This window comes from Bradyrhizobium genosp. SA-3, assembly GCF_004212635.1.
GTDB lineage: Bacteria > Pseudomonadota > Alphaproteobacteria > Rhizobiales > Xanthobacteraceae > Bradyrhizobium.
In genome coordinates this window covers 38,047-60,568 of sequence record NZ_PSRT01000042.1, presented here as the reverse complement: position 1 = coordinate 60,568, position 22,522 = coordinate 38,047, and the positions used below count along the sequence as shown (strand labels likewise).

The 22,522-nt window shown below is 61.2% G+C and carries 38 protein-coding genes; all 38 read right to left on the bottom strand.

Going from position 1 to position 22,522, the window contains the following annotated elements:
- Positions 1 to 71: 71 nt before the first annotated feature.
- The 38 genes from CWO91_RS16815 to CWO91_RS16640 all read right to left on the bottom strand — a co-directional run bounded on the left by CWO91_RS16815 (position 72) and on the right by CWO91_RS16640 (position 22,520).
- Positions 72 to 1,094: a tyrosine-type recombinase/integrase gene (locus CWO91_RS16815; protein ID WP_130214518.1), complete on the bottom strand. Its 1,023-nt coding sequence runs from the start codon at positions 1,092 to 1,094 to the stop codon at positions 72 to 74.
- 178 nt (positions 1,095 to 1,272) lie between these two features.
- Positions 1,273 to 1,497, bottom strand: coding sequence for a hypothetical protein (locus CWO91_RS16810; RefSeq protein WP_130214516.1), 225 nt, complete (start codon positions 1,495 to 1,497; stop codon positions 1,273 to 1,275).
- A 9-nt stretch (positions 1,498 to 1,506) separates the two neighbouring features.
- Positions 1,507 to 4,449, bottom strand: coding sequence for a DUF927 domain-containing protein (locus tag CWO91_RS16805; RefSeq protein ID WP_130214514.1), 2,943 nt, complete (start codon positions 4,447 to 4,449; stop codon positions 1,507 to 1,509).
- A gap of 55 nt (positions 4,450 to 4,504) precedes the next feature.
- Positions 4,505 to 5,488 (bottom strand): hypothetical protein, encoded by a 984-nt coding sequence (locus CWO91_RS43740; protein ID WP_130214512.1) that lies wholly within the window; start codon positions 5,486 to 5,488, stop codon positions 4,505 to 4,507.
- Positions 5,489 to 5,504: 16 nt separating this feature from the next.
- Entirely contained in the window at positions 5,505 to 5,888 is a 384-nt protein-coding gene (locus tag CWO91_RS16795; RefSeq protein ID WP_130214510.1) for a hypothetical protein, read from the bottom strand.
- A gap of 13 nt (positions 5,889 to 5,901) precedes the next feature.
- On the bottom strand, positions 5,902 to 7,188 hold the full coding sequence (locus CWO91_RS16790) for a DEAD/DEAH box helicase (RefSeq protein WP_245471281.1): 1,287 nt from the start codon (positions 7,186 to 7,188) through the stop codon (positions 5,902 to 5,904).
- An 85-nt stretch (positions 7,189 to 7,273) separates the two neighbouring features.
- Complete coding sequence (locus CWO91_RS44320; RefSeq protein WP_245471280.1) at positions 7,274 to 7,774, bottom strand: VRR-NUC domain-containing protein; 501 nt, start codon at positions 7,772 to 7,774, stop codon at positions 7,274 to 7,276.
- Positions 7,774 to 8,106: a hypothetical protein gene (locus tag CWO91_RS16785; protein WP_130214506.1), complete on the bottom strand. Its 333-nt coding sequence runs from the start codon at positions 8,104 to 8,106 to the stop codon at positions 7,774 to 7,776. Before CWO91_RS16785 ends, CWO91_RS44320 begins: the two co-directional genes overlap by 1 nt.
- On the bottom strand, positions 8,106 to 8,294 hold the full coding sequence (locus tag CWO91_RS16780) for a hypothetical protein (protein WP_130214504.1): 189 nt from the start codon (positions 8,292 to 8,294) through the stop codon (positions 8,106 to 8,108). The genes CWO91_RS16785 and CWO91_RS16780 overlap by 1 nt, the downstream gene beginning before the upstream one ends.
- 31 nt (positions 8,295 to 8,325) lie before the next feature.
- Positions 8,326 to 9,039 carry a PD-(D/E)XK nuclease family protein gene (locus CWO91_RS16775; RefSeq protein WP_130214502.1) on the bottom strand — a complete coding sequence of 238 codons (714 nt, stop codon included), beginning with the start codon at positions 9,037 to 9,039 and terminating at the stop codon, positions 8,326 to 8,328.
- Positions 9,039 to 9,413 (bottom strand): hypothetical protein, encoded by a 375-nt coding sequence (locus tag CWO91_RS16770; RefSeq protein WP_130214500.1) that lies wholly within the window; start codon positions 9,411 to 9,413, stop codon positions 9,039 to 9,041. Before CWO91_RS16770 ends, CWO91_RS16775 begins: the two co-directional genes overlap by 1 nt.
- A gap of 64 nt (positions 9,414 to 9,477) precedes the next feature.
- On the bottom strand, positions 9,478 to 9,819 hold the full coding sequence (locus tag CWO91_RS16765) for a hypothetical protein (protein ID WP_130214498.1): 342 nt from the start codon (positions 9,817 to 9,819) through the stop codon (positions 9,478 to 9,480).
- Positions 9,820 to 9,866: 47 nt separating this feature from the next.
- Positions 9,867 to 10,343, bottom strand: coding sequence for a deoxycytidylate deaminase (locus tag CWO91_RS16760; protein ID WP_130214496.1), 477 nt, complete (start codon positions 10,341 to 10,343; stop codon positions 9,867 to 9,869).
- A gap of 70 nt (positions 10,344 to 10,413) precedes the next feature.
- Positions 10,414 to 10,767: a hypothetical protein gene (locus tag CWO91_RS16755; RefSeq protein WP_130214494.1), complete on the bottom strand. Its 354-nt coding sequence runs from the start codon at positions 10,765 to 10,767 to the stop codon at positions 10,414 to 10,416.
- A gap of 362 nt (positions 10,768 to 11,129) precedes the next feature.
- A complete protein-coding gene (locus CWO91_RS16750; protein WP_130214492.1) occupies positions 11,130 to 11,444 on the bottom strand; it encodes a helix-turn-helix domain-containing protein in 315 nt (104 codons plus the stop codon).
- Positions 11,445 to 11,546: 102 nt separating this feature from the next.
- Positions 11,547 to 13,364 carry a DNA polymerase gene (locus CWO91_RS16745; RefSeq protein ID WP_130214489.1) on the bottom strand — a complete coding sequence of 606 codons (1,818 nt, stop codon included), beginning with the start codon at positions 13,362 to 13,364 and terminating at the stop codon, positions 11,547 to 11,549.
- A gap of 183 nt (positions 13,365 to 13,547) precedes the next feature.
- A complete protein-coding gene (locus CWO91_RS16740) occupies positions 13,548 to 14,252 on the bottom strand; it encodes a hypothetical protein (RefSeq protein ID WP_130214487.1) in 705 nt (234 codons plus the stop codon).
- Between the two features lie 2 nt (positions 14,253 to 14,254).
- Complete coding sequence (locus CWO91_RS16735) at positions 14,255 to 14,593, bottom strand: hypothetical protein (protein WP_130214485.1); 339 nt, start codon at positions 14,591 to 14,593, stop codon at positions 14,255 to 14,257.
- Positions 14,580 to 14,855, bottom strand: coding sequence for a hypothetical protein (locus CWO91_RS16730; RefSeq protein ID WP_130214483.1), 276 nt, complete (start codon positions 14,853 to 14,855; stop codon positions 14,580 to 14,582). Before CWO91_RS16730 ends, CWO91_RS16735 begins: the two co-directional genes overlap by 14 nt.
- A 12-nt stretch (positions 14,856 to 14,867) precedes the next feature.
- A complete protein-coding gene (locus CWO91_RS16725; protein ID WP_130214481.1) occupies positions 14,868 to 15,233 on the bottom strand; it encodes a hypothetical protein in 366 nt (121 codons plus the stop codon).
- Between the two features lie 15 nt (positions 15,234 to 15,248).
- Positions 15,249 to 15,704 (bottom strand): hypothetical protein, encoded by a 456-nt coding sequence (locus CWO91_RS16720; RefSeq protein WP_130214479.1) that lies wholly within the window; start codon positions 15,702 to 15,704, stop codon positions 15,249 to 15,251.
- Between the two features lie 194 nt (positions 15,705 to 15,898).
- Positions 15,899 to 17,176 carry a vWA domain-containing protein gene (locus CWO91_RS16715; RefSeq protein ID WP_130214477.1) on the bottom strand — a complete coding sequence of 426 codons (1,278 nt, stop codon included), beginning with the start codon at positions 17,174 to 17,176 and terminating at the stop codon, positions 15,899 to 15,901.
- Positions 17,166 to 17,510 carry a hypothetical protein gene (locus CWO91_RS16710; protein WP_130214474.1) on the bottom strand — a complete coding sequence of 115 codons (345 nt, stop codon included), beginning with the start codon at positions 17,508 to 17,510 and terminating at the stop codon, positions 17,166 to 17,168. Before CWO91_RS16710 ends, CWO91_RS16715 begins: the two co-directional genes overlap by 11 nt.
- Positions 17,507 to 17,734, bottom strand: coding sequence for a hypothetical protein (locus CWO91_RS16705; protein ID WP_130214472.1), 228 nt, complete (start codon positions 17,732 to 17,734; stop codon positions 17,507 to 17,509). The genes CWO91_RS16710 and CWO91_RS16705 overlap by 4 nt, the downstream gene beginning before the upstream one ends.
- 109 nt (positions 17,735 to 17,843) lie before the next feature.
- Positions 17,844 to 18,914: a hypothetical protein gene (locus CWO91_RS16700; protein ID WP_130214470.1), complete on the bottom strand. Its 1,071-nt coding sequence runs from the start codon at positions 18,912 to 18,914 to the stop codon at positions 17,844 to 17,846.
- A gap of 53 nt (positions 18,915 to 18,967) precedes the next feature.
- Positions 18,968 to 19,210, bottom strand: coding sequence for a hypothetical protein (locus tag CWO91_RS16695; RefSeq protein ID WP_130214468.1), 243 nt, complete (start codon positions 19,208 to 19,210; stop codon positions 18,968 to 18,970).
- The gene (locus tag CWO91_RS16690; protein ID WP_130214466.1) at positions 19,210 to 19,605 is read right to left on the bottom strand and encodes a hypothetical protein; all 396 of its coding nucleotides are present in this window, start codon (positions 19,603 to 19,605) and stop codon (positions 19,210 to 19,212) included. Before CWO91_RS16690 ends, CWO91_RS16695 begins: the two co-directional genes overlap by 1 nt.
- 27 nt (positions 19,606 to 19,632) lie before the next feature.
- Positions 19,633 to 19,998 carry a dATP/dGTP diphosphohydrolase domain-containing protein gene (locus tag CWO91_RS16685; RefSeq protein ID WP_130214464.1) on the bottom strand — a complete coding sequence of 122 codons (366 nt, stop codon included), beginning with the start codon at positions 19,996 to 19,998 and terminating at the stop codon, positions 19,633 to 19,635.
- Positions 19,999 to 20,083: 85 nt separating this feature from the next.
- The gene (locus tag CWO91_RS16680; protein WP_130214462.1) at positions 20,084 to 20,263 is read right to left on the bottom strand and encodes a hypothetical protein; all 180 of its coding nucleotides are present in this window, start codon (positions 20,261 to 20,263) and stop codon (positions 20,084 to 20,086) included.
- Between the two features lie 2 nt (positions 20,264 to 20,265).
- Positions 20,266 to 20,493 carry a hypothetical protein gene (locus CWO91_RS16675; protein ID WP_130214460.1) on the bottom strand — a complete coding sequence of 76 codons (228 nt, stop codon included), beginning with the start codon at positions 20,491 to 20,493 and terminating at the stop codon, positions 20,266 to 20,268.
- Positions 20,471 to 20,755, bottom strand: a complete 285-nt coding sequence (locus tag CWO91_RS16670; RefSeq protein WP_130214458.1) for a hypothetical protein — start codon at positions 20,753 to 20,755, stop codon at positions 20,471 to 20,473. The genes CWO91_RS16675 and CWO91_RS16670 overlap by 23 nt, the downstream gene beginning before the upstream one ends.
- Positions 20,752 to 21,078 (bottom strand): hypothetical protein, encoded by a 327-nt coding sequence (locus CWO91_RS16665; RefSeq protein ID WP_130214456.1) that lies wholly within the window; start codon positions 21,076 to 21,078, stop codon positions 20,752 to 20,754. Before CWO91_RS16665 ends, CWO91_RS16670 begins: the two co-directional genes overlap by 4 nt.
- A 210-nt stretch (positions 21,079 to 21,288) precedes the next feature.
- On the bottom strand, positions 21,289 to 21,510 hold the full coding sequence (locus CWO91_RS16660; protein WP_130214454.1) for a hypothetical protein: 222 nt from the start codon (positions 21,508 to 21,510) through the stop codon (positions 21,289 to 21,291).
- Between the two features lies 1 nt (position 21,511).
- Positions 21,512 to 21,664, bottom strand: coding sequence for a hypothetical protein (locus tag CWO91_RS43005; protein WP_165405502.1), 153 nt, complete (start codon positions 21,662 to 21,664; stop codon positions 21,512 to 21,514).
- 2 nt (positions 21,665 to 21,666) lie between these two features.
- Complete coding sequence (locus CWO91_RS16655; RefSeq protein ID WP_130214452.1) at positions 21,667 to 21,918, bottom strand: hypothetical protein; 252 nt, start codon at positions 21,916 to 21,918, stop codon at positions 21,667 to 21,669.
- Positions 21,915 to 22,097 carry a hypothetical protein gene (locus tag CWO91_RS16650; protein WP_130214450.1) on the bottom strand — a complete coding sequence of 61 codons (183 nt, stop codon included), beginning with the start codon at positions 22,095 to 22,097 and terminating at the stop codon, positions 21,915 to 21,917. Before CWO91_RS16650 ends, CWO91_RS16655 begins: the two co-directional genes overlap by 4 nt.
- Positions 22,097 to 22,333, bottom strand: a complete 237-nt coding sequence (locus tag CWO91_RS16645) for a hypothetical protein (protein WP_130214448.1) — start codon at positions 22,331 to 22,333, stop codon at positions 22,097 to 22,099. The genes CWO91_RS16650 and CWO91_RS16645 overlap by 1 nt, the downstream gene beginning before the upstream one ends.
- The gene (locus CWO91_RS16640) at positions 22,320 to 22,520 is read right to left on the bottom strand and encodes a hypothetical protein (RefSeq protein ID WP_130214446.1); all 201 of its coding nucleotides are present in this window, start codon (positions 22,518 to 22,520) and stop codon (positions 22,320 to 22,322) included. Before CWO91_RS16640 ends, CWO91_RS16645 begins: the two co-directional genes overlap by 14 nt.
- Positions 22,521 to 22,522: the final 2 nt, after the last annotated feature.

Below are 22,522 nucleotides of genomic sequence, written 5' to 3'. Positions count from 1 at the left end.
TTTGAAGCTCCCAAGAAAATCCCTCTTTGTTTTCAGTACCTTAGCGGTTGTCGGGTAACTCTACGGTAACGCTACCTAGCCTCCGCCGCGTTCTCCTGCCAGTCGGGACGATGGTGCCCATACACGCGCTCCAGCATCTCGGCCGACATTCCAAGGGACTTCGACGCTTCCCATACATCAACTCCCTGCCGCATCAAGTGGGTCGCTCGCGAATGTCGCAGGGTGTGCGGGGTGACGTCGGGGATGCTCCCCGGCATATCCCGCGCCATGTCCCACGCCGTTCCCAGGTCCGAGCATGGCTTACCGCCATACTCGATCACGTACTTCGCGTTCGGCCCGTCGAGCCGACGCCAGCGGCGCAGGTGTGACAAGAGCCGCCGGCCGATCTTCACCGGCGGCCGCTTCTTGCGAGTCTCAGCGACGCCCTCAGGCCGCCTCTGCATGATTCGGCTCTCCAGGTCCACCATCTTCCAGCTGATGCCGCCGATCGCGGCGTGGCGGGTTCCCGTGTACCAGCCGATGATGAAGAACCGGAATAGGCGCTTCCGGCGGCCGAGCGGCATCTTGCGTATGCCGTGCCAGATGAATTTGGCGGCCTCCGTGCGGGTCATCCAGCGGGTTCGGGGGTCGCTCGCCGGTGGCTTTACGATGATCGGCATGACCCCAAGGGGTCCGTGCTCCCGGTGCTTGTGCCAGTGCATCAGAGCCGCGTGAAACATGCCCAGCTCGCGCCGGCAGATCGTCGGCGCGTCGCGATGCTCGATGTAGAGCCGGCAGTTCTCGGCGGTTACTTCCGCCGCGCGCTTGGCGCCCCACCACTCCTCGAGCCTGTCCATGTCGTAAGAGACCGAGGCGGCGGAGACGGTATACGCGAGGTGCTCGTCGCTGTAAGCCTTGAGCACGTCGGAGATCAGAGGGTTACTTCCGTGGGTTACGATGTGGGTGTCTGCGATGTAGTCCTGGAGGGACTTCGCAGCGCTCTGAAGCTCGCACGCGCCGCAACCCGTGCGGATGCGCTTTCCACCGTCGATGATGGTCCACGTTTGGCGGGCCTCGTCGAGCCAGAGTCGTGGAGGGGACTTTGGGCGGGGCATTTTTTCTCCTGCATCTCCCTGACGAGTCGCAGCGTCGTGAAGTACTGCCGGCCGACCCGGAAGATGGTGAGGTTGCCGCGCTTCGCCTCAGCACGCAGACTGACAGCCGTTATGATATTGCGAAACACTATTTTCGACGCTTCTTCAAGCGTGATGGGGGCGTCCTCGTCGATGTCGGTCATCGGTACAGCTCCGCCGCCCAGAACCCGTTCTTGTCGAAGAAGTCCTTGCGCCAACCTCGCTGGTAGACCTTCTTCTTTTCGCGGAATTCTTCGTTGAAGCGGTACTTCAACCGCTCGCGGAATCGCCGGCACGCGACACAGCTCTTCTCGCCGGCCACCCGCTCGTGCCCGCGCTTACAGTGGGTGGAGCGCGGCCGTCCTACTCGTCTCAGGTCACTCATGCTTCGTCACTACGCTTCGTCTAAGAAGTTCACATGTTGGGTACCAGCCAGATCGATCTCCAGCAGGTACTCGATCGCGGTCGCGAACTCGGTGCCGGAGGCGATGCGCCCCTGCAGCTTTTTCACGCCGAACTCTGTCTCCAGCGACTTCATCATGACGTGGCGGGAGTATCCCTTCTCCTGCAACCAGTCGCCGAAGAACGTGCTGCTCATCCGCAGCTTCTTGTCGTCCACCCCGATGTGCACGTAGATCGTGTCTAAGCGATCAGGGTGCGAGTTGAGGATCTTGATCGCGCCGACCGGCGGCTTGCCTCTACCAGTGTGGATGCGACTGGTCTTGAGGGTGTGTCGCGCCCGCTGCGCGTTGAGGAACTGCGCCAGCACGTTCGAGATGTTGTTCTTGTCGCTCATATCCACAGGCTGAGAAGCCTTCTGGCCGCGCATCTGTTTGAGCACTCCAACCAGAAAACCCTTCAACCCTTTGATGTTGATCTCCGTAAACCCGAGCTTGTTGGCATACTCGGCCCCCTTGAGGAGCGTCGTGATCGTCACGCGCCAGAAGCGCTCTTCGTTGGACATGTCGAGCTCAGCGCCCAACGCGCGATTGAATTCGAACACGTCTGTTTCGATGGTGGCGTGATTACCTCCGAGGTAACGGGCGTACTCGAGACCGACGATCCCGTAGTGATCGTTCAGCTTGCCGACGATCTTCGAGGCCACGGCATCGTCGATTTGCCCCTGGCCGGTCTTGCTCGGCTTCACTTCGTACTCAAAGACGCGATACACGCCGGCGAGCGTCTGCTTCGTCTCGCTCATCACGTAATCCATGATGCTGTCGTTGGACGCGCTGATCATCATGGTCTGCCAGCTCCCCGCCTCGCGCATGTGCGCGCCCTGGGTCATGCGGTCCTTCTCGCGGCCCATCGTGAGGGTGAACGCCAGCTTCACGAAGCGTTTGTGTTGATCCGATGATTTGAGCTCGTCCCAGTAGACAGGCAGCGACTGGATCTGGCCCATCTTACCGAAGAAGCTGTTCTGCGTGTCGTCGAGACCCGCCATCGCGCGCTGCGGGTCGCCCCACACCGCCTGCGCCACCTTGAGCGTGGTCGTCTTGCCGATGCCGGACTCGGTGGAATACGTGCTCATCAGCACGCCGGGCTGGTTGCAGAACCTGACGAGGGGTCCGGCGAAAGCGGAGGCGAGGATCGCGTCGAGCTCGGGGCGACCTTGATCGGTGATCATCTTGGCCGCGGCAATCCACGGATCACGCTCACCCACGGGGCGATAGCGTCGCGCGAGCACTGGGTCGGGGTTGGCGGCTGCGCGATCGCCGGCCGGCATCCACAGACTGCCGCCGAACACGAAGCCCTCGAGCTGCCCCTTGCGGTCGACCGACCAGCCGTAGGGCGAGGAGCTCACCACGGCTTGTTTGTTCTGCTGCAGCTTCTCAACCCACGACACCAGAAACTCCATCGTCTTCTTGGTCTCGTTGTCGTCGATGACGAGACCCTGTTGCCACATGTGCCGCTTGAAGCCGTCCTTCGAGTAGACCTCCTTCATCGGCAGCGAGATTTGCGTCGTGCGGCCGATCTCGGTCACCGTGTTGAAGTTCAGCATGTACGTCGGATGCACCTGAATCGACGGCTCGAACATCGGGTAGCGGCTGATCGGCTCGTCGTGCGCGGTGCCGGCGGTGATGTCGATGACGATGCGGCAAATGATGTTGTTCGCCAGCCGCTTGTAGCCGGGCGGCAGATCGCTGTTGGGCGTGGCCGGGTTGGCGACGCTCGGAGGTGGGACCGGGGGAGCGGGCGGCCCACCGAAATTGAGGGGCGACTTGCCGGCTGAGAAATGCGGGCAGGTTTGGCAGGACGTGCAACCCGATGCGCTGATCGTCTTGCAGCTCGGCCAGCCGAGCCCCTTCGCCTGCTTCTCGCGCTCCTTGCGCTCGTAGAGCTCCTGCGTGCTCGCCTGGGAGTAGCCCGAATGCTGGTTCGCCATCACATGGGCGGCGGCGCTACCTTGCAAGGTAAACGTCGCGATCAGCGTAGTGAGGTTCCACAGCGGATTGGCGAGCTCCTTGCCGCCATTGAGGAGCGCATCGCGGACGAAGGCGCATTCCTTGGCGACATTTTTGACGTCGATCGGTGCCGCGTTGCCCATGTCGACGCCGGCGGCGAGATCGCTGACGCCCTGGATCGGGGCCTTGGGCGGGAGCGCCGGCGCGTGCTCGGCCTTCTTGTAGGGCTCTAGCGAACGAGCGAGGCGATCGACAGTGTAGTCAGCACCAGTGCGATTTCCAGCCAGACCAACGGGACGAGGAGCATCCAGCTTGCGGTTAAGAGTACCAGGCACTCGAAGAATGCGAGCGGCGTCAATCGTGCACTGCGTGTCACATTTGAGGCCGTGCTGCTTGGTGGCTTCCGCCAGTGCAAATGCAAGAGGTTCCCATTCGTAACGCGTGAGTGCGCGGTCCAGCGTCCAATAAACATGAAGTCCCCCACCTGATGTGACGATGACGCTGGGCTTGGGCAGGTCCATCTTGGCGATGAAGTCCTGCAGGGCAGCGGTCGCTTCGGCCAGCGAGCCGTAGCTGTTCTTGTCCTCGCCCTTCGCATCGAGGTCGAGGAAAAGGCTCTTGAGGGCGACGACGTTGGTTTGGGCGCGGATCGGGGCAAGGTATTCCTTGCCCTTCTGCGACTTCTTCTGGAGCGCCTCGCGCTGGGTGGAGAGGCACACGTAGATGTCGCGCGTGTCGGGGACCGACATCGCCCACTTCACGGTGTTCACAGCCTCCTGCACCGAGCGCACGGCGCGCCCGGTGAAGATCGGCTTGCCGGTCTTCTCGCTGAGCTTATCGAGCGACCAGTGGATGTTGACATACGCAGGGGCGTCGCCGTCCTGCGGCCAAGGCAGAACCTTGGCGAAGTATTCCTGCGCGTGTTCGAGCATGCGTTCTAACTTCTGCGGGTAACATTGAAGGAGGCGAGGGGATTAACCCCTCGCGTTACCCGAGAAGCTGATCGAGCTGGGCGTCGAGGCTGTCCTCGAAGGAAGACTGGGCCGCAGGCGCCGTGGTGGCCGGAGCGGTCGTGGGGGCAGCGACGACAGGCTGAGGAGCCGGAGCCGGAGCCGGAGCCGCCTGAACTGGGGCAGGGGCAGGGGCAGGGGCCGGCTGGGGCGCCTGGATCGCGGGGGCGGCAACCGGCTGAACCGGCGGCTGCTCGAACGCGGAGGCGATCTGGGCGGCTTGGGAGACCGGCTGCGCCGCATTCTCGGAACCTTCGGCGAGGATCGTCGTCACCTGATGGCTGCCGCGGAGCTCGAGCACGAGGTCGGCTTCAGCGTCGCTGAGAGGGCGGATCGCGCCGAACGTGAACTTCGGATACGCTTCTGCCGGATCGAACGCAATGCGGGTGCCGATCGCGTAGTACTGATATCCGAGCGCCTGCATCTTCTGGCCGTACGCCGCCAGATCCTTCAACGACGCTGCCGGCACGCGCAACAGCATCGGGCCACCGAACGCTTCGTTCTTGATGTCGCCGAGGGGCGCCACCGCAACGCGCTTGGAGTCGCTGCACGCCTTGCCCTGCTTACCCGCCGGGGTAATGCGTGAGCCCCACTGGTTCATCGGGCACAGCGCGCAGGCATTGGCCTGCTTGTTCTTGGAGCCGGCGTCCGGCGTCACGCCGTTGGTGGAAAAACAATCCGGCGCGGCGGTCGAGCCTTCGACGTAGCCGTCCTTGTACCAGATCTTCGACACATGCGCCGACGCCTTGAGCAGCACCACCTCGATGCTGTTGCGCGGACCATCGCCATCTTCGCGCATGAGAGGCGTCTCGGCGCCGCTCTTGCGGATCGACCACACCTTGCCCTTGTAGCCGATGATACCAAAGCCGGTCTGCACGCCAGCGGAGAGGTCGTCCTCCATGGCAGCGCCCTGGAAGCGGGTCGAGATGGGGCCGAAGTTCTGTGGGACGAGAGCGTTCATGGGTACTCCTTGGATTTTAAGCTCGGCGGACGCCGACGGTGAACGTGCTGGTGAAGTTCACGCCGGGCGGAGGCGCGTTGTGTTCCTTGATGTGGTCCTCCACCGCGGTGACGTTGGCCTTGCGGTCGAGGAGATCGTAGGCGCCGTTGGCGATCACGAAGTCCATGAAGGCTTCGGCATCAGCCAGCGATGCGGATTTCTTCTCGGTGCGGTAGACGGTGCCCGCGTCGGTGGCGACGCTGTTTGCCGACTGACCGTTGAGGTGCGCTAACAGTAGAGCGTTGAGTTGCTCGAGTGTCTCATTGTACGGCTTCATCAGCTTTTTATGTTCGTCGTTCTTTTGCTTGATCATGTCGCGCAGCTTGACGAACTGCTCAACGCGTTTCGCGATGTCGGTCATGTTACCTCTGAGGTTAGGCAGCTTCGGCGGTCTGATCCGTGTGCTCCTCGAACAACTTGAGCAGCTTGTTTTGCACCTGCTGCTTCGATTGGAGCATCTTATAAATTTTCTTCTCCACCGGCGTGCTCTGCAGATGCAGCACCAGCTGCTTGTGCTTCTGGCCGACGCGCCGGATGCGGTGGTTTGCCTGATCGTAAATCTCGAGACTTGTGACGGGTGCAAACCAGATGATCGTGTCCGCAGCCGTTAGCGTGATGCCGTGCGCAAGGCACTGCGGGTGCGCCACCAGTACGCGATACTTTGACGTGTTCTGGAACAGGTTGAAAATTTGCGCGCGCTCGCTGGCCGGCGTGTCGCCGTCTACACAAGCGTGCTCAATGTCCTCGGCCTTGAGCGCGTCGCTGATGCCAGCCAGCGCATGCTTGAACGGCACGAACACCAGCACTTTGCGGTCGGTCGCGCTGATCGCATCCACCAGCGCCTCGATGCGCTTGGTATTGTCCAGCGCGACGACGTTGCGATCTTTCGAGTAGACCCAGCCCGTCGAGACCTGGAGCAGCTTCATCATGACCGCGCCGGCGTTGGCCGCGGTGATCTCTTCGGTCTTCACGGCGGCGTAGCACTGGTCGACCAGCGCCTTGTAGATCTTCTGCTGCTTGTCGCCCATCTCGACGTCGATGGTGCGCTCGACACACTCGGGGAGCTCCGTCACGTCGTCCAGCGTAAACCGCACCGCGGGTTGAAGTGTCGCGTACGCCTTGTCGACCGCGTCCGGCTTCGGGTGCCACTTGAACGCCGTCACCTTGGTCATGAGCTCTTCGCGATACCTTCCGAAGTATTTCGGCACACGAGAGGGGGTCACCAGCTTTGCTTGCGCCCAGGCATCCGTCGGCGATGTCGGGATGGGCGAGCCGGTCATGCCCCACACCCACTCCATCCGGTTGGCGAGCTTGATCATCTCTTTGGTGCGTGACGATCCGCCGTTGCGAAACACCGCGAGCTCGTCGATGCACAGCACGTTGATGTCGGTGCGCGCCATCAGCTCGTCGAGGATGACCTTGTGGCCATCGTGGTTGATGATGAAGATCTCGATTTCGGGGTCTTCCAGCTTCTGTAGCCGCTGCTTCTTGGTGCCGTGGAGCACGGCGCATTTGCGCCCAGGAAGCGTGTTGAAGATCTCCCGCGCCCAGGTGAAGCTCAGCGTCGACAGTGGCGCTGACACCAGCAGCTTGCCGCAGACGTTGTTACTTCGCAGGTAATCCCAGGCCCACAACGCACTCTTGGTCTTGCCGGTGCCCATGCCATTCAAGACATACGCGCGCTGCTCGAGGGTCAGGAGGGCCGCCGTGCTCTTCTGGGAGTTGAACGGCGAGCCATTCCGCCAATCATAGTGCGTCAGGATCGGTGCCGGTACCTCGTAGCCCAGACGCCGCAGCAGGAACGTCTCCGTCGGCTGATGCGGCAGGAGTAAATGCGGGGCTCCGGCGAATTGAATTTGCTTTGCCGCGGGGAAAAGATTTTGGAGGTTTTCCGCTACGGGCACCGCCAGCATCTTGTGTTTCGCACTGATCTGAACTTGCATTCTTTACCTGCTCGAGAAACGCTTCCAGCTCCGCTAATTGTGGCGGCTGGCCGTCGATCACGAATACGCGCCCTCCGGCGTGCTCGATCTCGGCGATGATCTTCTCCTGGCGCGCGGTGGGCTTCTCGCCAGGCGCCTTGGTTTCGATGGCGATGAACTGCCCGTAATGGCAGATCAAAAAATCCAGCGAGCTCAGGCCATACCCATAAGGCACGGGCATGTAGCGGTAACTCTCGGGGTAACGGGCGAGCACCTTGTTCACCGCGCCTTTGACGCGACCCTCCGGGGTGTTGCCCTTGCCCATCACACCACCAGTGCGACTTGTGCGATCATGTGATCGCTCGGAAATTCCAGAAGCTCGTCTTCGAACTGCATCACGCGCCTCGCCGCCGTGTGCACCACGACGTCGACCATCCAGCGATTAGCCTCAGCGACAAATCGCAAGCCACCGGTCGGCACGCTGCGCTTACCGAAGCGCCTCTGCAGCTCGTCCATCCCGACGTCTACGACGCTCGCGCGCAGGTTCTGCATGATCCGTGCACGGCCGGCCTCCTGCTCCCGCTGGGTCTTCTCAGGCAGGGACGGGTCCACCGTTGCGGTCTCAGCCGCGCGCAGGATGCCGCGATAGTCCACCATCACGCCACCAGCATCGCTTGAGCGATCATCAGCTCGCTCGGGAAGTCTTCGAGCGGCTCGCTGCCGATCAGGACCGGGGGTCCGTTCTCGCGGACGAACTGCACGAGCACTTTCCATTGGCGAGTCTCAGCTTCGAATACCCGCGTCAATTTGAGCGGCGTGTCCGGCGGAAGATGCGACCGCAACATGATCTCTCCGTCCGCCATCCAGCGCCAACTGTCACCAGCTGCTCTCTCCGTGGTGGGGGCAGGCTGAGACCGGGCAGTAGCGGCGGCAGAGCGGGCCGGGTTTCGCCGGGTACGTCGTTGTGTCGTGGGCATGTTTGAGGGTCTCGATGCGCGGCCACAGATGTTTCCACATCGCTGCCATGTCGTTGCGGTGAAAATCTTCCTTGGTCTCGCAGTCGTGTTTGAGCCAAACGAATAGGCTGCGGACCTTCATGACTTCGGGATAGTGGGCGAACACGCAGGCCGCCATCAGCGCCAGCTGTTGCGAATCCTCGAGTGGCTTCCCGGTTTTCCAGTCGACGATCAACGCCACTGGCCCCGCGATCTTGATGACGTCGCCCTTTGCCCTGAACCATGGATTGCCAGTGCCGGCACGCTTAGCGTCACTCGGAAACCACGCGGTCCTGCCGAAGTTGGCGTTGATGGCGAGCTGCTGTTCGACCAGCACTTGCACGCCAGGATTACCTTGGCCGGTAACGACCTTCTGCACCCACTTCTCGAAGGGGTCCATGCCGTGGGGCAGGGGCGTGTTCTTGGCGATCCGGTTCTCGATCGCCTTGTGGACCTCGTTGCCCCAGAGCAGGGCCTCGCCCTCCTCTTCCTTGACATCCCGGTTGATATCAACATGCCAGTGCCTCTTCGGGCACGTTTCGAAGTTCTTGAGGCGCGAGTAGCTCCACGCGAAGGGCTTGACGGCGACATTCATTAGCGAACTTCCACGTTGGGGATGATCGCCGCCGGCTTGAAGATCACGCGGTAGTGGTAGGCACTCGCCTGGGCCGCATCGATCTGCTCCGAGAAGTAGGTCACGTTGTCGGACAAGCCGAGAAAGTGTTTCTTGAAGGAGCTCGGCCCGGTTTTGCAAATCACGGCGAGCTTCCGACCGTCGGGCTGCTGGGAGCAGAGGCCCTCGATGGTCAGGATATATTCACCGCTGATGCCGTTGTAGAAAACGATCCGGCGGTTAATCTCAAAATTGTCCGCTGCCTTGGACAGGTTCTCTGAAGCGATTTGCGCGTCGTCGCAACCCGCGAGGGTAACAGCTCCGAGCAGAGCGATTGCGATATATGCGGCCTTCATTTCATTCTCCAAAACATGTTCTGATGTGCGTCGAGAACCACGGCGAAGTAGATGAGCAGGAGCATCACTTGGTGTCCTGCAGGAGCCGCAGCTGCGTGACGAGCGCGTCGCTCGGGAAGAGATTCAGATCATCCTCGATCGCCAGCGCCTTACCTTCGTGGATGACGAACACGACTGCCTTTTCGGCGTCGAGCTTTCGCGGCTCGCAGTATTCGAAATACTTCAAGCCCGTCTGATTGACGTTCCAGCCCATGCGGATCGCTAGAGCGGCGCGCATGTTCTCCGGCGCGTGCTTGAAGTTCGCCTGCGGGACGCCCCACGGATGGTAGACGGGCGCCTGCTGTTGTGCCGACGGCGGCCAAGGGAGCGCGCCGAGTCCCGAGCTGCCACCACCGAGAATGCTCATGCGCAAATACTCCTGATAAAGCTTGTCCTGATGCGAAGGGAAAGCCACTAGACGCGCTCCTTCCGCACGAGCTCGACGTCGAGCCCAGCCTCGCGAAACATTCGCGCAGCCGCTTTGAAATCTTCCGCCCATCGATCGGGCACGTCGTGCGCCATCTCGGCGACGACCTTGCGGATGCCGCTCTGGATGATGATCCCGGCGCACGAGGCGCAAGGGTACAGGGGAGTTACGTAGAGCGTGCAGCCGTCCAGCTTCTCGCCGGCGGTAATGATCGCGTTCACCTCCGCATGGACCGTGCGCTTCAGCTTGGTGTCGCGATCGTTGAGCAGCTGATGGTAGTCGTCGGTGCCGCGCGGGAAGCCGTTGTAGCCGACGCTCACGATGGTGCGGTTGGGCCTTACAAGGACCGCACCGACTTTATGGCCGGGGTCTTTGCTCCAGCCCGCGACGACGCGCGCGATGTCCAAAAAGCGCGCAGTCCAGTCACTCGACAAAGAGCTTTCGGTATCCCGAAAATATTCCATAACTCTGTCCTCTGGGCGGAAAAATTCCCGGTGCGGAAATTCCGCACCGGGTAGTCAGGGAGGAACCGAATTACTCGGCGGTCTCGTCGTCGCCCTCTGCCGCAAGCTCGTTGTCGACGACTACCTCGGGGGTAACCATCTGACCCGCCATCTTCTGGCGGATGAGTTCGCGAACGCGCAGCTTGTCCTCGTCCTCGATCCAGTAGCCGACGTTGCGGCGCGACTGGATCTTGATCTGCCACGGCTCCAGATGCTTGCGCAGACGATGCGCGGCGACCTTGGCATCGGGCGCGATCTCGAGGCGTTGGCGGATCATCTCCGGCGTCACCACCGGCACGTTCATCAACAGCCCCATCAGATTGTTCAGCACCGGCGTCAGGCGGAACGTTGCGGCCAGGCTCTCGTCGCGCTGGCCGAGCGCCAATTCCAAATCCCGAATACGTGTCCGAAGCTGGGTCGTCTCGTCGTTGTCAGAGGGGAGGGGAGCCGTTGTGGGGCGCATGTGATGCTACTTGCTTTGGTTGGAGTTTTGACCCTGGTTCAGGATAACTTCACGCGAAGGTTACAAGATTAAATGAGTCAACTGCGGAACGAAGTCAACACTGTCGCGCAGAAATTCCTCAAATATTTCAATGGTTTCACGGGGGTTTCTTGGAGGTTACGTGAGCGTTTAAAGTCGCGCTGTAGATTAATCCTTGTGGTTGACAGCACGGAAGCCAAAATGGGCATTCCACCATCGCGTGTGCCCAAAATGTCGAAGAGGTGGTTTCGCCTATTGCTAAGAAGCTACACTTCGCGCGTTAGCCGCTTCGCTGCTTCCGTGATTATACGGGCTGAGCGTTTCACGTACTCCGGGGGGATGTTCCCCGCCCGTGATGGTGAGAGGCAATAGGCATTGCCGCGACGTACGATCACGCCGAGCTGTTGCAACTGATCCAGCTTTCGCTGAACTGTGGAGCGCGGCAGATTGACGTAGAGCGAGATCTTGGTGGCGTTCATCGGGCGCGCTTCTGCGTGTCCGACCACGACCGCAGCGCCCACCATCAACAGCGTGCCGATCCCTGTGTCTCGTCGCACCGTTTGATCGCCGAACAACGACATGCGCATCTCGACAGTTAGATCTATGAACAGCTTCGCAATAGTATGACGCTCTCGCGTATGCGCGAGTGGAACTCGACTTGGCATGACGGTAACCTCGTGGGGTTATTTAGCGTCGCCATACGATGGGCCAGTGCCGACCTCCGCTTCCAACGGCAAGGTTGGCGCCCAGTCCGGGCGGCGTCGCATCTCTTCCAGGACGATATGCTTGATTTCCTCGAGGCGATCGTTGGGGACGCAGTACACGAGCTCGTCGTGCACCTGCATGCCGAGGGCGATCCGCCTCTGTATTCGCAGCGCGGCATCCATCGTGATGATGCGCGCGAGCGCCTGTACGATGTTCTCTAGGAGTTTTCCGCCGTACAGCTTCTGGGTCTCACCTCCGTAGGTGAAAACCCACTGCATGCCGCGATCACCGCTCTCTTGGTGGAGATCGTGGTAGAACAGCTTCAAGCCACTGGGGAGCGCTACGGCTCCCTTTTCGAAGACGCATGGGCCGATCGAGAAGGTCGCACCGTTGCCGGCGAGGACGGGAATTCCCAGCGTCTGAAGGAGCCCCCAAGTCGCTGAGATGCGGGAGTATTTCCTCCGGTACATCTGAACGACGCGGAACGCTTCCTCAAGCGGCATCTCGATCTTTTGACCGAGCTGCAAAACGCTCTGCACCTCGACGGTGTTTTGGAACTTCGCTCCTCCCACCTGGAAACCAAGCCCAAGAATGCCGGTCTTTCCCATGAACCTTTCGCTAGGGTGCGTCTTTTTATGCACCTCGTAACCAAAAACGTCCGAAGCGAAAGACGAATAGACATCTTCGCCGCCGGCGAACTGTGCGACCAAATCGTCTTGTCCGCACAGCCATGCAACAATGCGTGCCTCGATCTGGGAGGCGTCGATCGTGAGGATCGTATGGTTGGGTGGTGCGATGAGTGCGCGCCGCAGCTTTCCTCCCCGTGGGAGATTCTGCATGTTCAACTTCCAATCGCCGCTGAGGCGGTGCGTGTGGGCACCGCCGTAGCGCAGCGGGATCGGCATCAACCCTTGTTGATTGCCCGGCCAGGTCAGCTGCGAGATCTTCAGCAGGCGCTCGCAGCGGGATTCCTCCAACGTGGACTTGTGACCGGCGCGGGCAGCCACCAGGACTTGCACGGCCGGATTCGGGTGCTCTTCGAGCGCGATGAACTCTTTGTCGGTTTTCGCAAAAGCATAAGTCTCCTGTCCCGTTCGGATCGAGATCTTGGTGGGTGGTTCGCAGCCTACCTGGCGAAGTAACTCGGCGAACTTGTCGTTCGACATCAGGTCGCTTTTGCCGCCGGCGCCGACCAGCATGGCTTGTGCCATCAGCTGATCCTTCTTCGCGCGGACTTCGGCCAGGTGCTCTGTGAGGGTGTTTTGGTCGAGCAGGAATTTCGGCTGGATGGCACAGCGCAGCACCATGTCCTGGATCGCCAGCTCTTTGATGGGGAAACCGCCCGAGCGTACGAGGGTGTCGTAGATGCCGGCGCACAGATCAGCGTCGTTCATGGAGTAGCTGGCGTAGCTGTCCCAGAGGCCCGCGGCTTTGATCGCGTCGCGGTTCATGCCGATGACGTTGTGAACAGTGTTGCCCTTTACGCCGAGCCCCAGGTGCCGCGCGACGGCCTCCAGCGAGAGGCGAGGGAGCTTGTAGCCAAGCATCGCGCGCGAGATGCCCAGCGTGTCGATCATGAGGCGCGGCACGATGCCGTAGCGCCACGCGAGGACGCACATGTCGAAGAGCGCGTTGTGGGAGACTACTGCTGATCTCTCGAGCGCAGCGTCCTTCACCCACTTATCGAAGTCGGCGCCATCGACGTAGTAGGTCGGCTGGTTGCTTGGCCAGCCCTCCTTGACGGCGCAAAGGATGTTTTCAAAACGCGGATCGAGCGCGTACTCCACCGGCGTCATTTTGCGGAGCGAGTACTCCTTGTCGTAATAAGTTTCGAAATCCAGAATTATTGTCCGCACAGTGCTCGTCCTAGTTGACACGCGAATCGGCCGCGCCCATATGAATCTTCAGCGCGCGAGCGCATCTCCTGTGGGTGGGAGTTCAGCCGGCGAGGGTGTCCAGATCCTCGCCGGCTTTTTCGTTCAGCTCAGCCCGCTGAAAGCGCCGAGGTCAGGCTCGCTGTAGCGTTGTCCGTTCGCGACTTGGATGGTCGCTTCACCCCAGCCCTGATCCTGCGCATCGGCCGGGATCAACAACGTCGTTGTGATCGTCACCGCCGTCAACCGGCACGCCTGCTGTAACCCGCGAGGTAACGGCGCCGGGTTCTTCGGCGGCTTGAGGGCGGCGAGCTCCTCGGCGAAACGCTTGGTCTCTTGGTGCTCGGCGCAGATCGGGATGATCGTCGGCCAGTAGTAGCGGATGGTATTGCGCGAGCAGGTCTCATTGAGCTTTCCCAAGAGCACGCCCACCCGCGCAAAATCCCGATGCGCGTCACCGCCGGTGGCGATCCAGCTGTTGATGCGGTCGACGATCTCCTGGGGCGCGTCGGGCTGCACGATGTGCTCGCGCATGTACGGCGGAGCGGGGCGGTCGACCTTGCTGTCGAGCAGCACGTTCAGCTTGAGGCGCGTGCCGTCGGCGAGCGGCCAGTGCAGATCATGCCACTGCGGACGCGACTGCACATGACGTGCGACGGCAACGAAATGCTCACGCGCTTCGAACGGCACGAAGGTGTCGATGTACTCCTCGTGGCTGAGGTGCATCTTGCCCACGCGCTGACGCCGGTACCACAGCGTGCGAATGTTCGAGTGCAGCTGGTTGAGCGTGCTTTGGCTGAATGCGGGCATTGTTACTCCGGAGGGTTAGCGCCGTAGCGTTGGGCGAAGTAGTCGACGGCTGCGAGGAGCTCGAACAGCGAGGGGAGGTCGAAGCGTGAGCAGCTCGGATCGCGCTCGTCGCGATGACCACGCGGGCTGGCAGGCTTCAAGTCGAAGGCGTTGCCCATGCATCGAATGGGGGCGCCGTTCTCGTTTAGGCGGACAACGACGGAGAACTCGGGGCCATCGCTATACTCGAGGTAGCAGATCGTCAGGACGTAGGGCGTTCCCGGTAGGGCGATCGCGCCTTCGTCCTCGTTCAGACCGCGAGCAATCACATCACCGGGCCACGGAATGTCAGAGAGCTTCATCGGTTACCCCGTGAAATTGCAGGTAATGATCGAACACGGCTTGAGCTTCGAACTCGTCGAGCTCGTAGCGCGTGGCTAGATAGTGCGAGTGGCTTCCGTAAGTAGCTGCATGAAAAATGAACCATGTGCCGACCGGATATCGTAATTTCGTACTCGCGGCGCGTTGGATGAAGAGCGCTGACCCGTCGCGTAGGTTCACCCAATATTTGTCGAAGTAGTGCTCCCTCTCGCGAGGCTCCATTTTAAGATCGCGCAGCAACATGGTGCGATGGTCCTATGGTTTCGTGAGTGCGCGCTTGGCTTCGAACTGGCCTTCAGCGAGCAGCATTGCGAAGGCGCCTTCTCCGGTGGTGCGGTAGACCACGCCTTTGCGTGGACCCTCGCGCTGTTCGATCCAGCCGCGCTCGAGCAGTGCCCCAAGGCGCCGCTGGTGTTGCCAGTCGAAGTAACAGTTGTTCCTGGTGCCGCCGGCGCGTTCGCGCTGAATGTCCTGCACGAAGCCTTCCTTGAGCATCCAGTAGGTCTTGGTCAGGCGCGGCCCGCGGACGATCAGCTTGGAATAGTCTGTCGGCTTGCGACGACGCTTCGGTTTCGGCTGCTCGAGCACCGGCATCGGCGCCACGCTGTAGGCTCCGCCCATCGTTACCTCGGTGGGTTAGTTGTCGAACCAGAAGACGACGCGGTATTCCGCCTCAGCGAGCTCGTCTTTCCCGATCCCGAAGTAGTGGTAGTAGGGGTCTTGGGTGCGAGGGTCGTTCTCGACCAGCATTTTCTCGGGAGCGTCACTCGCGAGCTTCGCCTGCACGAACTCCTGCAGGGAGCAATGCGAGTGTGAGTGTCCGTCGCTGTCCCAGCGTTCGACCTCCATCCGCGCCAGATCAGACACGTCGTCAGGTAGCCCGCGCGGCTCAGGCCCCGCGCCGCGAACGCCTGCTAGGCGAGCGAACAGGTCGTAGTCGCGGCTGCGAACGTCGTAGTGGGGGTATCCACGAACCGTTTTGTAATCCGGCGCGCCGCCGTACACCTGGACCGGCACATAAGGGAAGTCAGTGACGCCGACCCAACGGTCGTTCCACTTCTTCTCGAGCACAAGATGAATATCGCAGCCCATCGTTACCTCTCGGGGTTAGAAGAAAATTGGTGGCTTGCGGAGCTTCGCCTGCATGACTGCATGACTGCATGCCTTGAGGGGGCACAGGAGCTCCGCCTTGTTGTCGCCTAGCCGTTCAGAGAGGATGTCCGTACCCTCTGAGGGCATACGCTCGCCCGTTGCCACCCGGCTGCGGGGAAAGGTTTGCAGCCCCCTCAGGCAGCTTGCTTGGGAACATCCACCACGTCGCCGAAGGGGTACTTCGACTGCGGGTAAATATTTCCCCAAATCACGGGATAGCTCGGCGCCTTGCTTGGGAAGGTGCCCATGCCGTCGGTGAGATACACCAGGGCATCGGGCTCCAGGCCGAGCTTGTAGATTTCTTCGAACACCGGCACGAAGCTGGTGCCACCGCCACCCGGTGCGCCCTTGGCGCGGATGACGTTGAGGTCGCTGGGCTCCTCGGCTTCGTCGATGCGGCCGATCTGCGCGTCGCACCACATGACCACCAGCTTCTGCGGCCGGCAGTCCTCCAAGATCCCCGCCATCTCCGCGAAGAACATGTCGAGCTCTTTCGGGCCAATACTTCCCGACGTGTCCACGCCGATCACCACGGTGCCGCAGCCGAAGCCTGACCTTCCGGGGTAATAGATGTCCCGCACGATCAGGCGGCGATCGGGCTTCTGCCAGTTGTACGAGCCCGAGCCGACCTTCCTCGCAAAGAGGGCGGCGATCTTGTCGCGCCAGTCGACCTGCGGGTTGAGGATCTCTCCGAACCAGCGCTCGAGACCCGCCGGCAGCTTGCCCTGCGCCTTCGCAGCGGCCGCAGCGGCAGCAACTTCCGTCTGCCACTTCAGGTCATTGCGCTCGGCGGTCGCCGTCGATGGGTCTTTACCCTGCGAGGTACCCGGCGCCAGGTGCTGATCGAAGCCGCTACCAGACGGTCCCTGACCGTTGCCCTTGCCGCCGCCTTTCCCGCCGCCCTGTTGCTGCTGGAACACCTTCTTGTAGGCATCGATCGCCGAGTCGGTGCTGACCGCGTACTGCTTGTCGTGCAGCCAGTCCTTGTTGTAGGCGCCGATCTTGGACTCGATGAGCAGGTCGTTGATCACCAGATCGGTGGCAACGTTCATGGTCTCCTGGTTGTAGGGGAGCTCCGTGCCGTCGGGGTAGGAGATCTTGCCGCGGCGCTGGAAGCCGTGCATCAGGCCGCAGTGGTTCCAGACGCAGTGCATGATCTCGTGGGCGCAGATGAAGATGCGCTCATTGAGATTGTACTTGAAGAACGTCTCCGGATTGAGGAGCAGGTTCACGCCGTCGGTCGCCGCAATGGGCACGTCCTTGGTGAACATCGCCACATGCTTCGAGCCGGCATTGTCGAGCATCGTGTAGAAGATGTGACTGAACGCTGGGCAGTGCCACAGGAGCGCGACGCGAGTATCGCTCCAGAGTTTCTCTTGGGCGGCCGTGAGTGCGCAGGCTTCAAGCTGCATTGGAAGTAACCTCTCGGGGTAGGTGGTTTTGGATCAGGTGAAAAATGATGCCCTGCACTTGCAGGGGATCTTCGGCGCGCATCATCTCGAGCTCGTCCGCACCGGTGAAGGCGTGATAGTGAAGCGCCTCGGCGGACGATCTCAGGCGATACAGTGAAACCCAGAAGCTCGTGCCGCCGGCCCAAACTGCTACAGCGAGTTCAGGACGCGTCGGAATCGGACGGCAAGCGTAGTAGTGATAGGTTTCGCTGCGCTCCCACTTAAATTTAACTTCCTCCGGGAAACCGAGCTTCGGGAAAGCCGCCATCGGATCGCCGCTGCCGCCGTAGTTCACGCCTCTTCTCCTTCATCGCCCTCGGTCCACAGCTCGATCTGCTCGGAGCCGGCGAACATGTCACCGTACTCGAACGCGATCTGCGGCTTGCGCTTGTCAGCGAGCAGCGCGACCGTGGAGTTGGCGCTCTTGGCGAGGCTCTTCATGAACTTCGTGAACGTCTCTTCCTGTTGCTTCGTCGCGAAGTCGACGCGCACAGTGATCTTCCATTCGCCAAGGGCCATGATCGTTACCTCTCAGAGTTACGGTTGGGTGTCAGGAAAGAAGCGGGGCACCGAGTTCGCACACGCCGAACTCGGGAGCTGTTCTCGGCGCCCCTACGCCGGCCGGGCGTTAGGCAGTCAGCGCCGCCATCAGGGTGGCGTTCTTGGTGGACCACTCGCGCATGGCCGGATCGATGACCAGCTCCGGGTTGCGCTTGCAGGCGGCCTTCGCGAACGTCACCGCGAACTCCTTCGGCATGCGCTCCACATAAGTGATCACCGGCTTGATGGTCTTGGCGTCGACGCGGTGCGCCAGGTTGTAGACCACCAGCATCTGCGCGTCGGGCTTCTCCGGGGTCTTCACCTTGGTCGGGTCGGCGATGATCTTCTCGAACTTCGGCATCTCGCGCTCCAGGCGCACGAAGCCAAAGTATTGCGTCGCCGGACCCGTGCCGATCTTGCCGGCGATCTCCTCGACCAGCAGCGGATCTTCCGGAATGTCCCCCGTGTTGCCGGTCACCGCGCGAATGTACTCGTCCGCCATCGCCAGCGAGCGCGGCGTGCACCACGGACCCTGCTTGTCGGGCACGCCATCGGTGAAGACGATCTGCGGGTTCTGCGCCGCGAACGCCTGCGTCAGCGGCAACATGCCGTTGTTCGAAGCCCAGTCCAGCCACGACTCGATGTCGTCCTGAATGTCCACTTCCATGCGGCGGTTGATGAGGTGATCGAGCTCCTTCGTGGACCCGGAGCGATCCTGCGCGCGGTTGCCCGCCATCCAGACCACCCAGCCCTTCGGTAGCCGATGCGGCCCCAGCCGGCCGGACAGCGCAGCTTCGCCGATGACCTTCTTGACGTCGGTGTCCATCTTGTCGGCTTCGTCGACGATGATGATGCCGCCGTCGTAGTCGGTGATGTGCTTACCTTGGTCGGTAACGAACCAGAACGGCTCGGTGTAGACGGACGAGACGCGGCCGTTGTCGTGATGCTTGGGGATCAGGTACCCGACCGCATCGCCCGGCGTGAGCAGCGGTCCGTTGATGATGACGTGGCCGTAGTTGCCGCCGAGCGCCTTTGACAAGATCGTCGAGGAGAGCGCGAGCACCGTGGTCTTGCCGCGGCCGGGCGGCGACTTCAGGTAGATCGAGTGACCGGCCTTGTACCAGCCGGGAATGCGCTTGACGACGTCGTTGAGCTTCATAGTCCAGTCTCCAGTTGTGGGTGAGGGTAGGGTCGTTCGTGAGTGCGCGCGGCCTAAGCGGCGAGCCCCCAAACTCGGTACTTCTTGAAGTAATCGACCTCGATGCAGGGCTCGTGCGTACGCAGCACGAGATGCTTCTGCACGGGCGTGAGCACTTCGAAGTTCGCCTTGTCGATGATCAGGAGGTTGTTCTCCTTGTCGTAGATCGAGATGATGTCCCTCGATGGGAGCGTGCCCGGCGGGACGTAACGAAAGATCCTTGCGGGGCGGTCGTCGGGGTTGAACGCAAACACCATCAGCGGACCACCACGATCTCTTCCTTGCGGGCGATCAGCGTCGCCAGCGAGCGAAGGTTGTCGCGCTTGGTCACCCACATCCGCACCGGCGTGGTCGTGATGATGCGGGGATTGTGCTGACACATGTGCATCATCACCCGCGCCTGGTCCTCGAGCTCCAGCCGCTCGACGGCCGGCATTACCTGATCGAGTAACCGATCGGCGTTGGCGGTGTCGCCGGCGATCGAAGCCACAAGCGCTTTGTCGTAGGGCTCGAGCTTGTTGAGCGAGGTTTCACGCTCGGCACGACGCTGCGCCAGATAGTTGTTCAGCGCATCGGGATCGGGCTTGGTGTTCTGCTTGAACGCAGTCCAAGCCGCGCGGAAGCGGTCAGTGATGGTCACTGGGATGGGCACGTTACTTCACTCCAAGGTTGGAAGTTGTTATTTGGGGCGGTCGTCGGTGCCCACACCGCGCAGTTCGAACGCGATGAGGAACACGATGCAGCAGCCGGCGTGCCAGAGATGCGAGAAGCCGGTCTCGGAATCAGCCTTCTCGCCCTCCCACCACGACGTCATGTGACGCATGAGAGCCGAGTAGGGGCGCGACCAGTCCATGCCCTTCTCCCAGTTGCGGGGGGCATACTTGCCGGCTCCAAACCGGAGGACTTTGGTGATCGCGCGGAAAGCGTCCCAGGGTGCGAGGTGCCAAGGGTCTTTGCCTTGGTCGTCTTTGCGGCCCTCGGTGAGCGGGATTACTTTTGCCTCTCGCTCTTCCTCAAAGCGGTCGAGCGTTTTCTGTGAGGGCATCGTTTGGACTCCGTTTCGATGGAGTCCGAAGTAACTTTCGAGGGTTACCTCTGTGTCGCCTGAAAGTTATATTTGTTGGTCGGCGCTATTTATTTTCGATCTCTACCCAGTCACCATTGCACTCGCTGTCGCAGTCCTCGCAGAACTTGTTGTCGAACGTGTTGTCGAGCTCCCACTCCTGCTTCTCGACGTTCCAGCGCGCCCACGCATCAGCTAATACGTTCTCGCCACCACACTCTGAGCAGACGATCTTCTCTTTCGCCATGATTACCTCTCAGGGTTAGATGGTGTGATCTTGCCGCGCACGTTCTTCCGCTTCTTGTTCGGGATCACCTTCGGCTTGAACAGCGCGTTGGTGAACAGTGCCTTGGTGGCGGCGCGCGGGCGGCGAGGCTTGCGCAGCTTCTTCGCCTTCACCACCGGCCGCTCGACCAGCCCATAGGGCTGCCAGAACGGCCAGGGGCAGAACTCGTCAAAATTGGTTTCGGTCTTCATCGTTACCTTCCAGGTAATAGTCGAGAAGCAACTGAGCTTCGAACTCATCCATGCCAGTCCGCAACAGCCGCTGATCGATATGCTCGGCGGCGATGCTCTCCCACCTCCCACTGCCCTGGTGGCCCTTTGGGTACAGCCAGAAGTCAAAGCCGCGGTCATCCTGCTCGATGTACAGCGCGCCGCGCCCGACGGCGATCAACCCACCGCTGAGGTGGCCGTCCTCGTCCTTAAACTGCTGGATGACCTCCCGAACCAGTGTCACGACCCCTTCCTCCCGAACCACCAGTAGCGCCGCCCATCGGGAGCGCGCTTGAGCACGGCATCCACGGCGCGCTGCTTGATCTGCAATCTCTTTTCCCAGCTTTGAAGCTCCGCTTCGCGCTGTGTGAGCTCGTTACCCCTGCGAGTAAGCTCTTCGTCGCGCTTGATGGTTTCCTCCTGCATCCATTCGATCATGAGGATGACGTCCTCAAGTGACGCCGGCGTGAGTGCGCGCGGGTTGAGCGATCGGATTTGTGCGGCGATCGCCTGGTACGTCACCTGCTCAGGCGGCGTGTCCGCTCCGAAGTTCGGGGCTACGTTCATGGGTGTCTCCGATCAGGTTGTGGTATTCGCAGTAGGCTCGCGCCGCTGCGCCTCGTGAGTCGAATCCAAACCGCCCGTTCGCTTCACGGTTCTGCAACGCGACGGGATCGTCCGATCTAGTTACGTTCACGTATCCTTTCCCGTAGTGCTCGCTGATGTCCGCGCCGTGCAACAGCGCCAGTGCGATGCACTCGTCATCCGATGGTGTGGTCATGATCTGTACTGCGGAGCTGTCGCTGATTCGCCTGTGCGGTACTCTTCGAGGTAACCGCGTGCTGCGTCGCCTTCGGTATCCCACCCGACGTTGTAATCCGCGGCGCGGAGCGTCGGGGAAAACTTCCATCCGGGCATGAATTGAGAGCGATACAGTTTACCGCCCAGCAACTGGGCGAGCGCGATGTCCGCGATGTCGTCATCCGATGGTGCTGTCATGTTAATCAATCATCACAATGATCGGCTCGCGCGTGATGGCGAGGCTTTGGGTGTAGAGCTGCGCGTCGGTGTAGGTACGGAAGTGACGGCTGGTCGCGAGCACGTAAATGTCGCGATCCTTACACACGACGATGTAATACGGCTGGCGAGCCATCGTTACCTCATGAGGTTGTGGCGGATGCAGTAGGCACGGGCGGCTTCCCCGGCTGTTTTTGCTTCGTTGTAAGCCGGCCTCAGGTCGTCGTATACGCACGGCATCCGCTCATGAAAGCCACGGTCGATGACGTAGATTGGATGCGTGCCTTTCTCGCCACCGTAGCGGCGGTTTCGTTCCTGCAACTCCTGCCCCGAAGGCCAGATCTTAGCGCCGTGCAGTAAAGCCGTCGCGATGCACTCTTCGTCGGTCATGCGCGCCTCAGATATTGATCCTTCTTGCCGTCGGACGTGCGGCGGTGGTGCTCGATGCGGGCCATGAGTGCGCGCACATAATCATGCCCGGCGTCAGTCAGCTCGTTGCTCTCGTTGATGAGACCCTGCGACCGGCAGGTGTCGAGCATCTTCTGGTGGTCCCTTGGCATGGCGTTCATCAGATCAGCCCATGAAATTTGCAGTAGTCGCGTGCGAGCTCTTCGCGGGACGCCCAACACCAGTGCCGCCGACCGTGCAGCATGTTTTTCTCCCAAGCGTCGTATCGCTTGAGCTCCAGCGGATGCAGGTTGTCGCCGTCGTCATGAACGTACCAATCCGTATCCCCGACGTTGTGGAACTGGCAGCCGTGCAACATCGCCAGCGTGATGCAGGTGTCGTCATCAACGTCGGGCATTCTCGTTACCCTTCGGGGTAGCCTTCCACGCGGGGAAGAGGAAGTTGACCAGCACATCCAGCAGGATCGCCGACCACAGCGCGACCCAGAACTTGAAGAGCGGTAGTCCGAGGAGCGCGATGATGAGGCCCATCGGGATCGCCCACGCCAGCGGGCGCGCGAGGTAATTGTAGAAAAAGCGGCGCATGC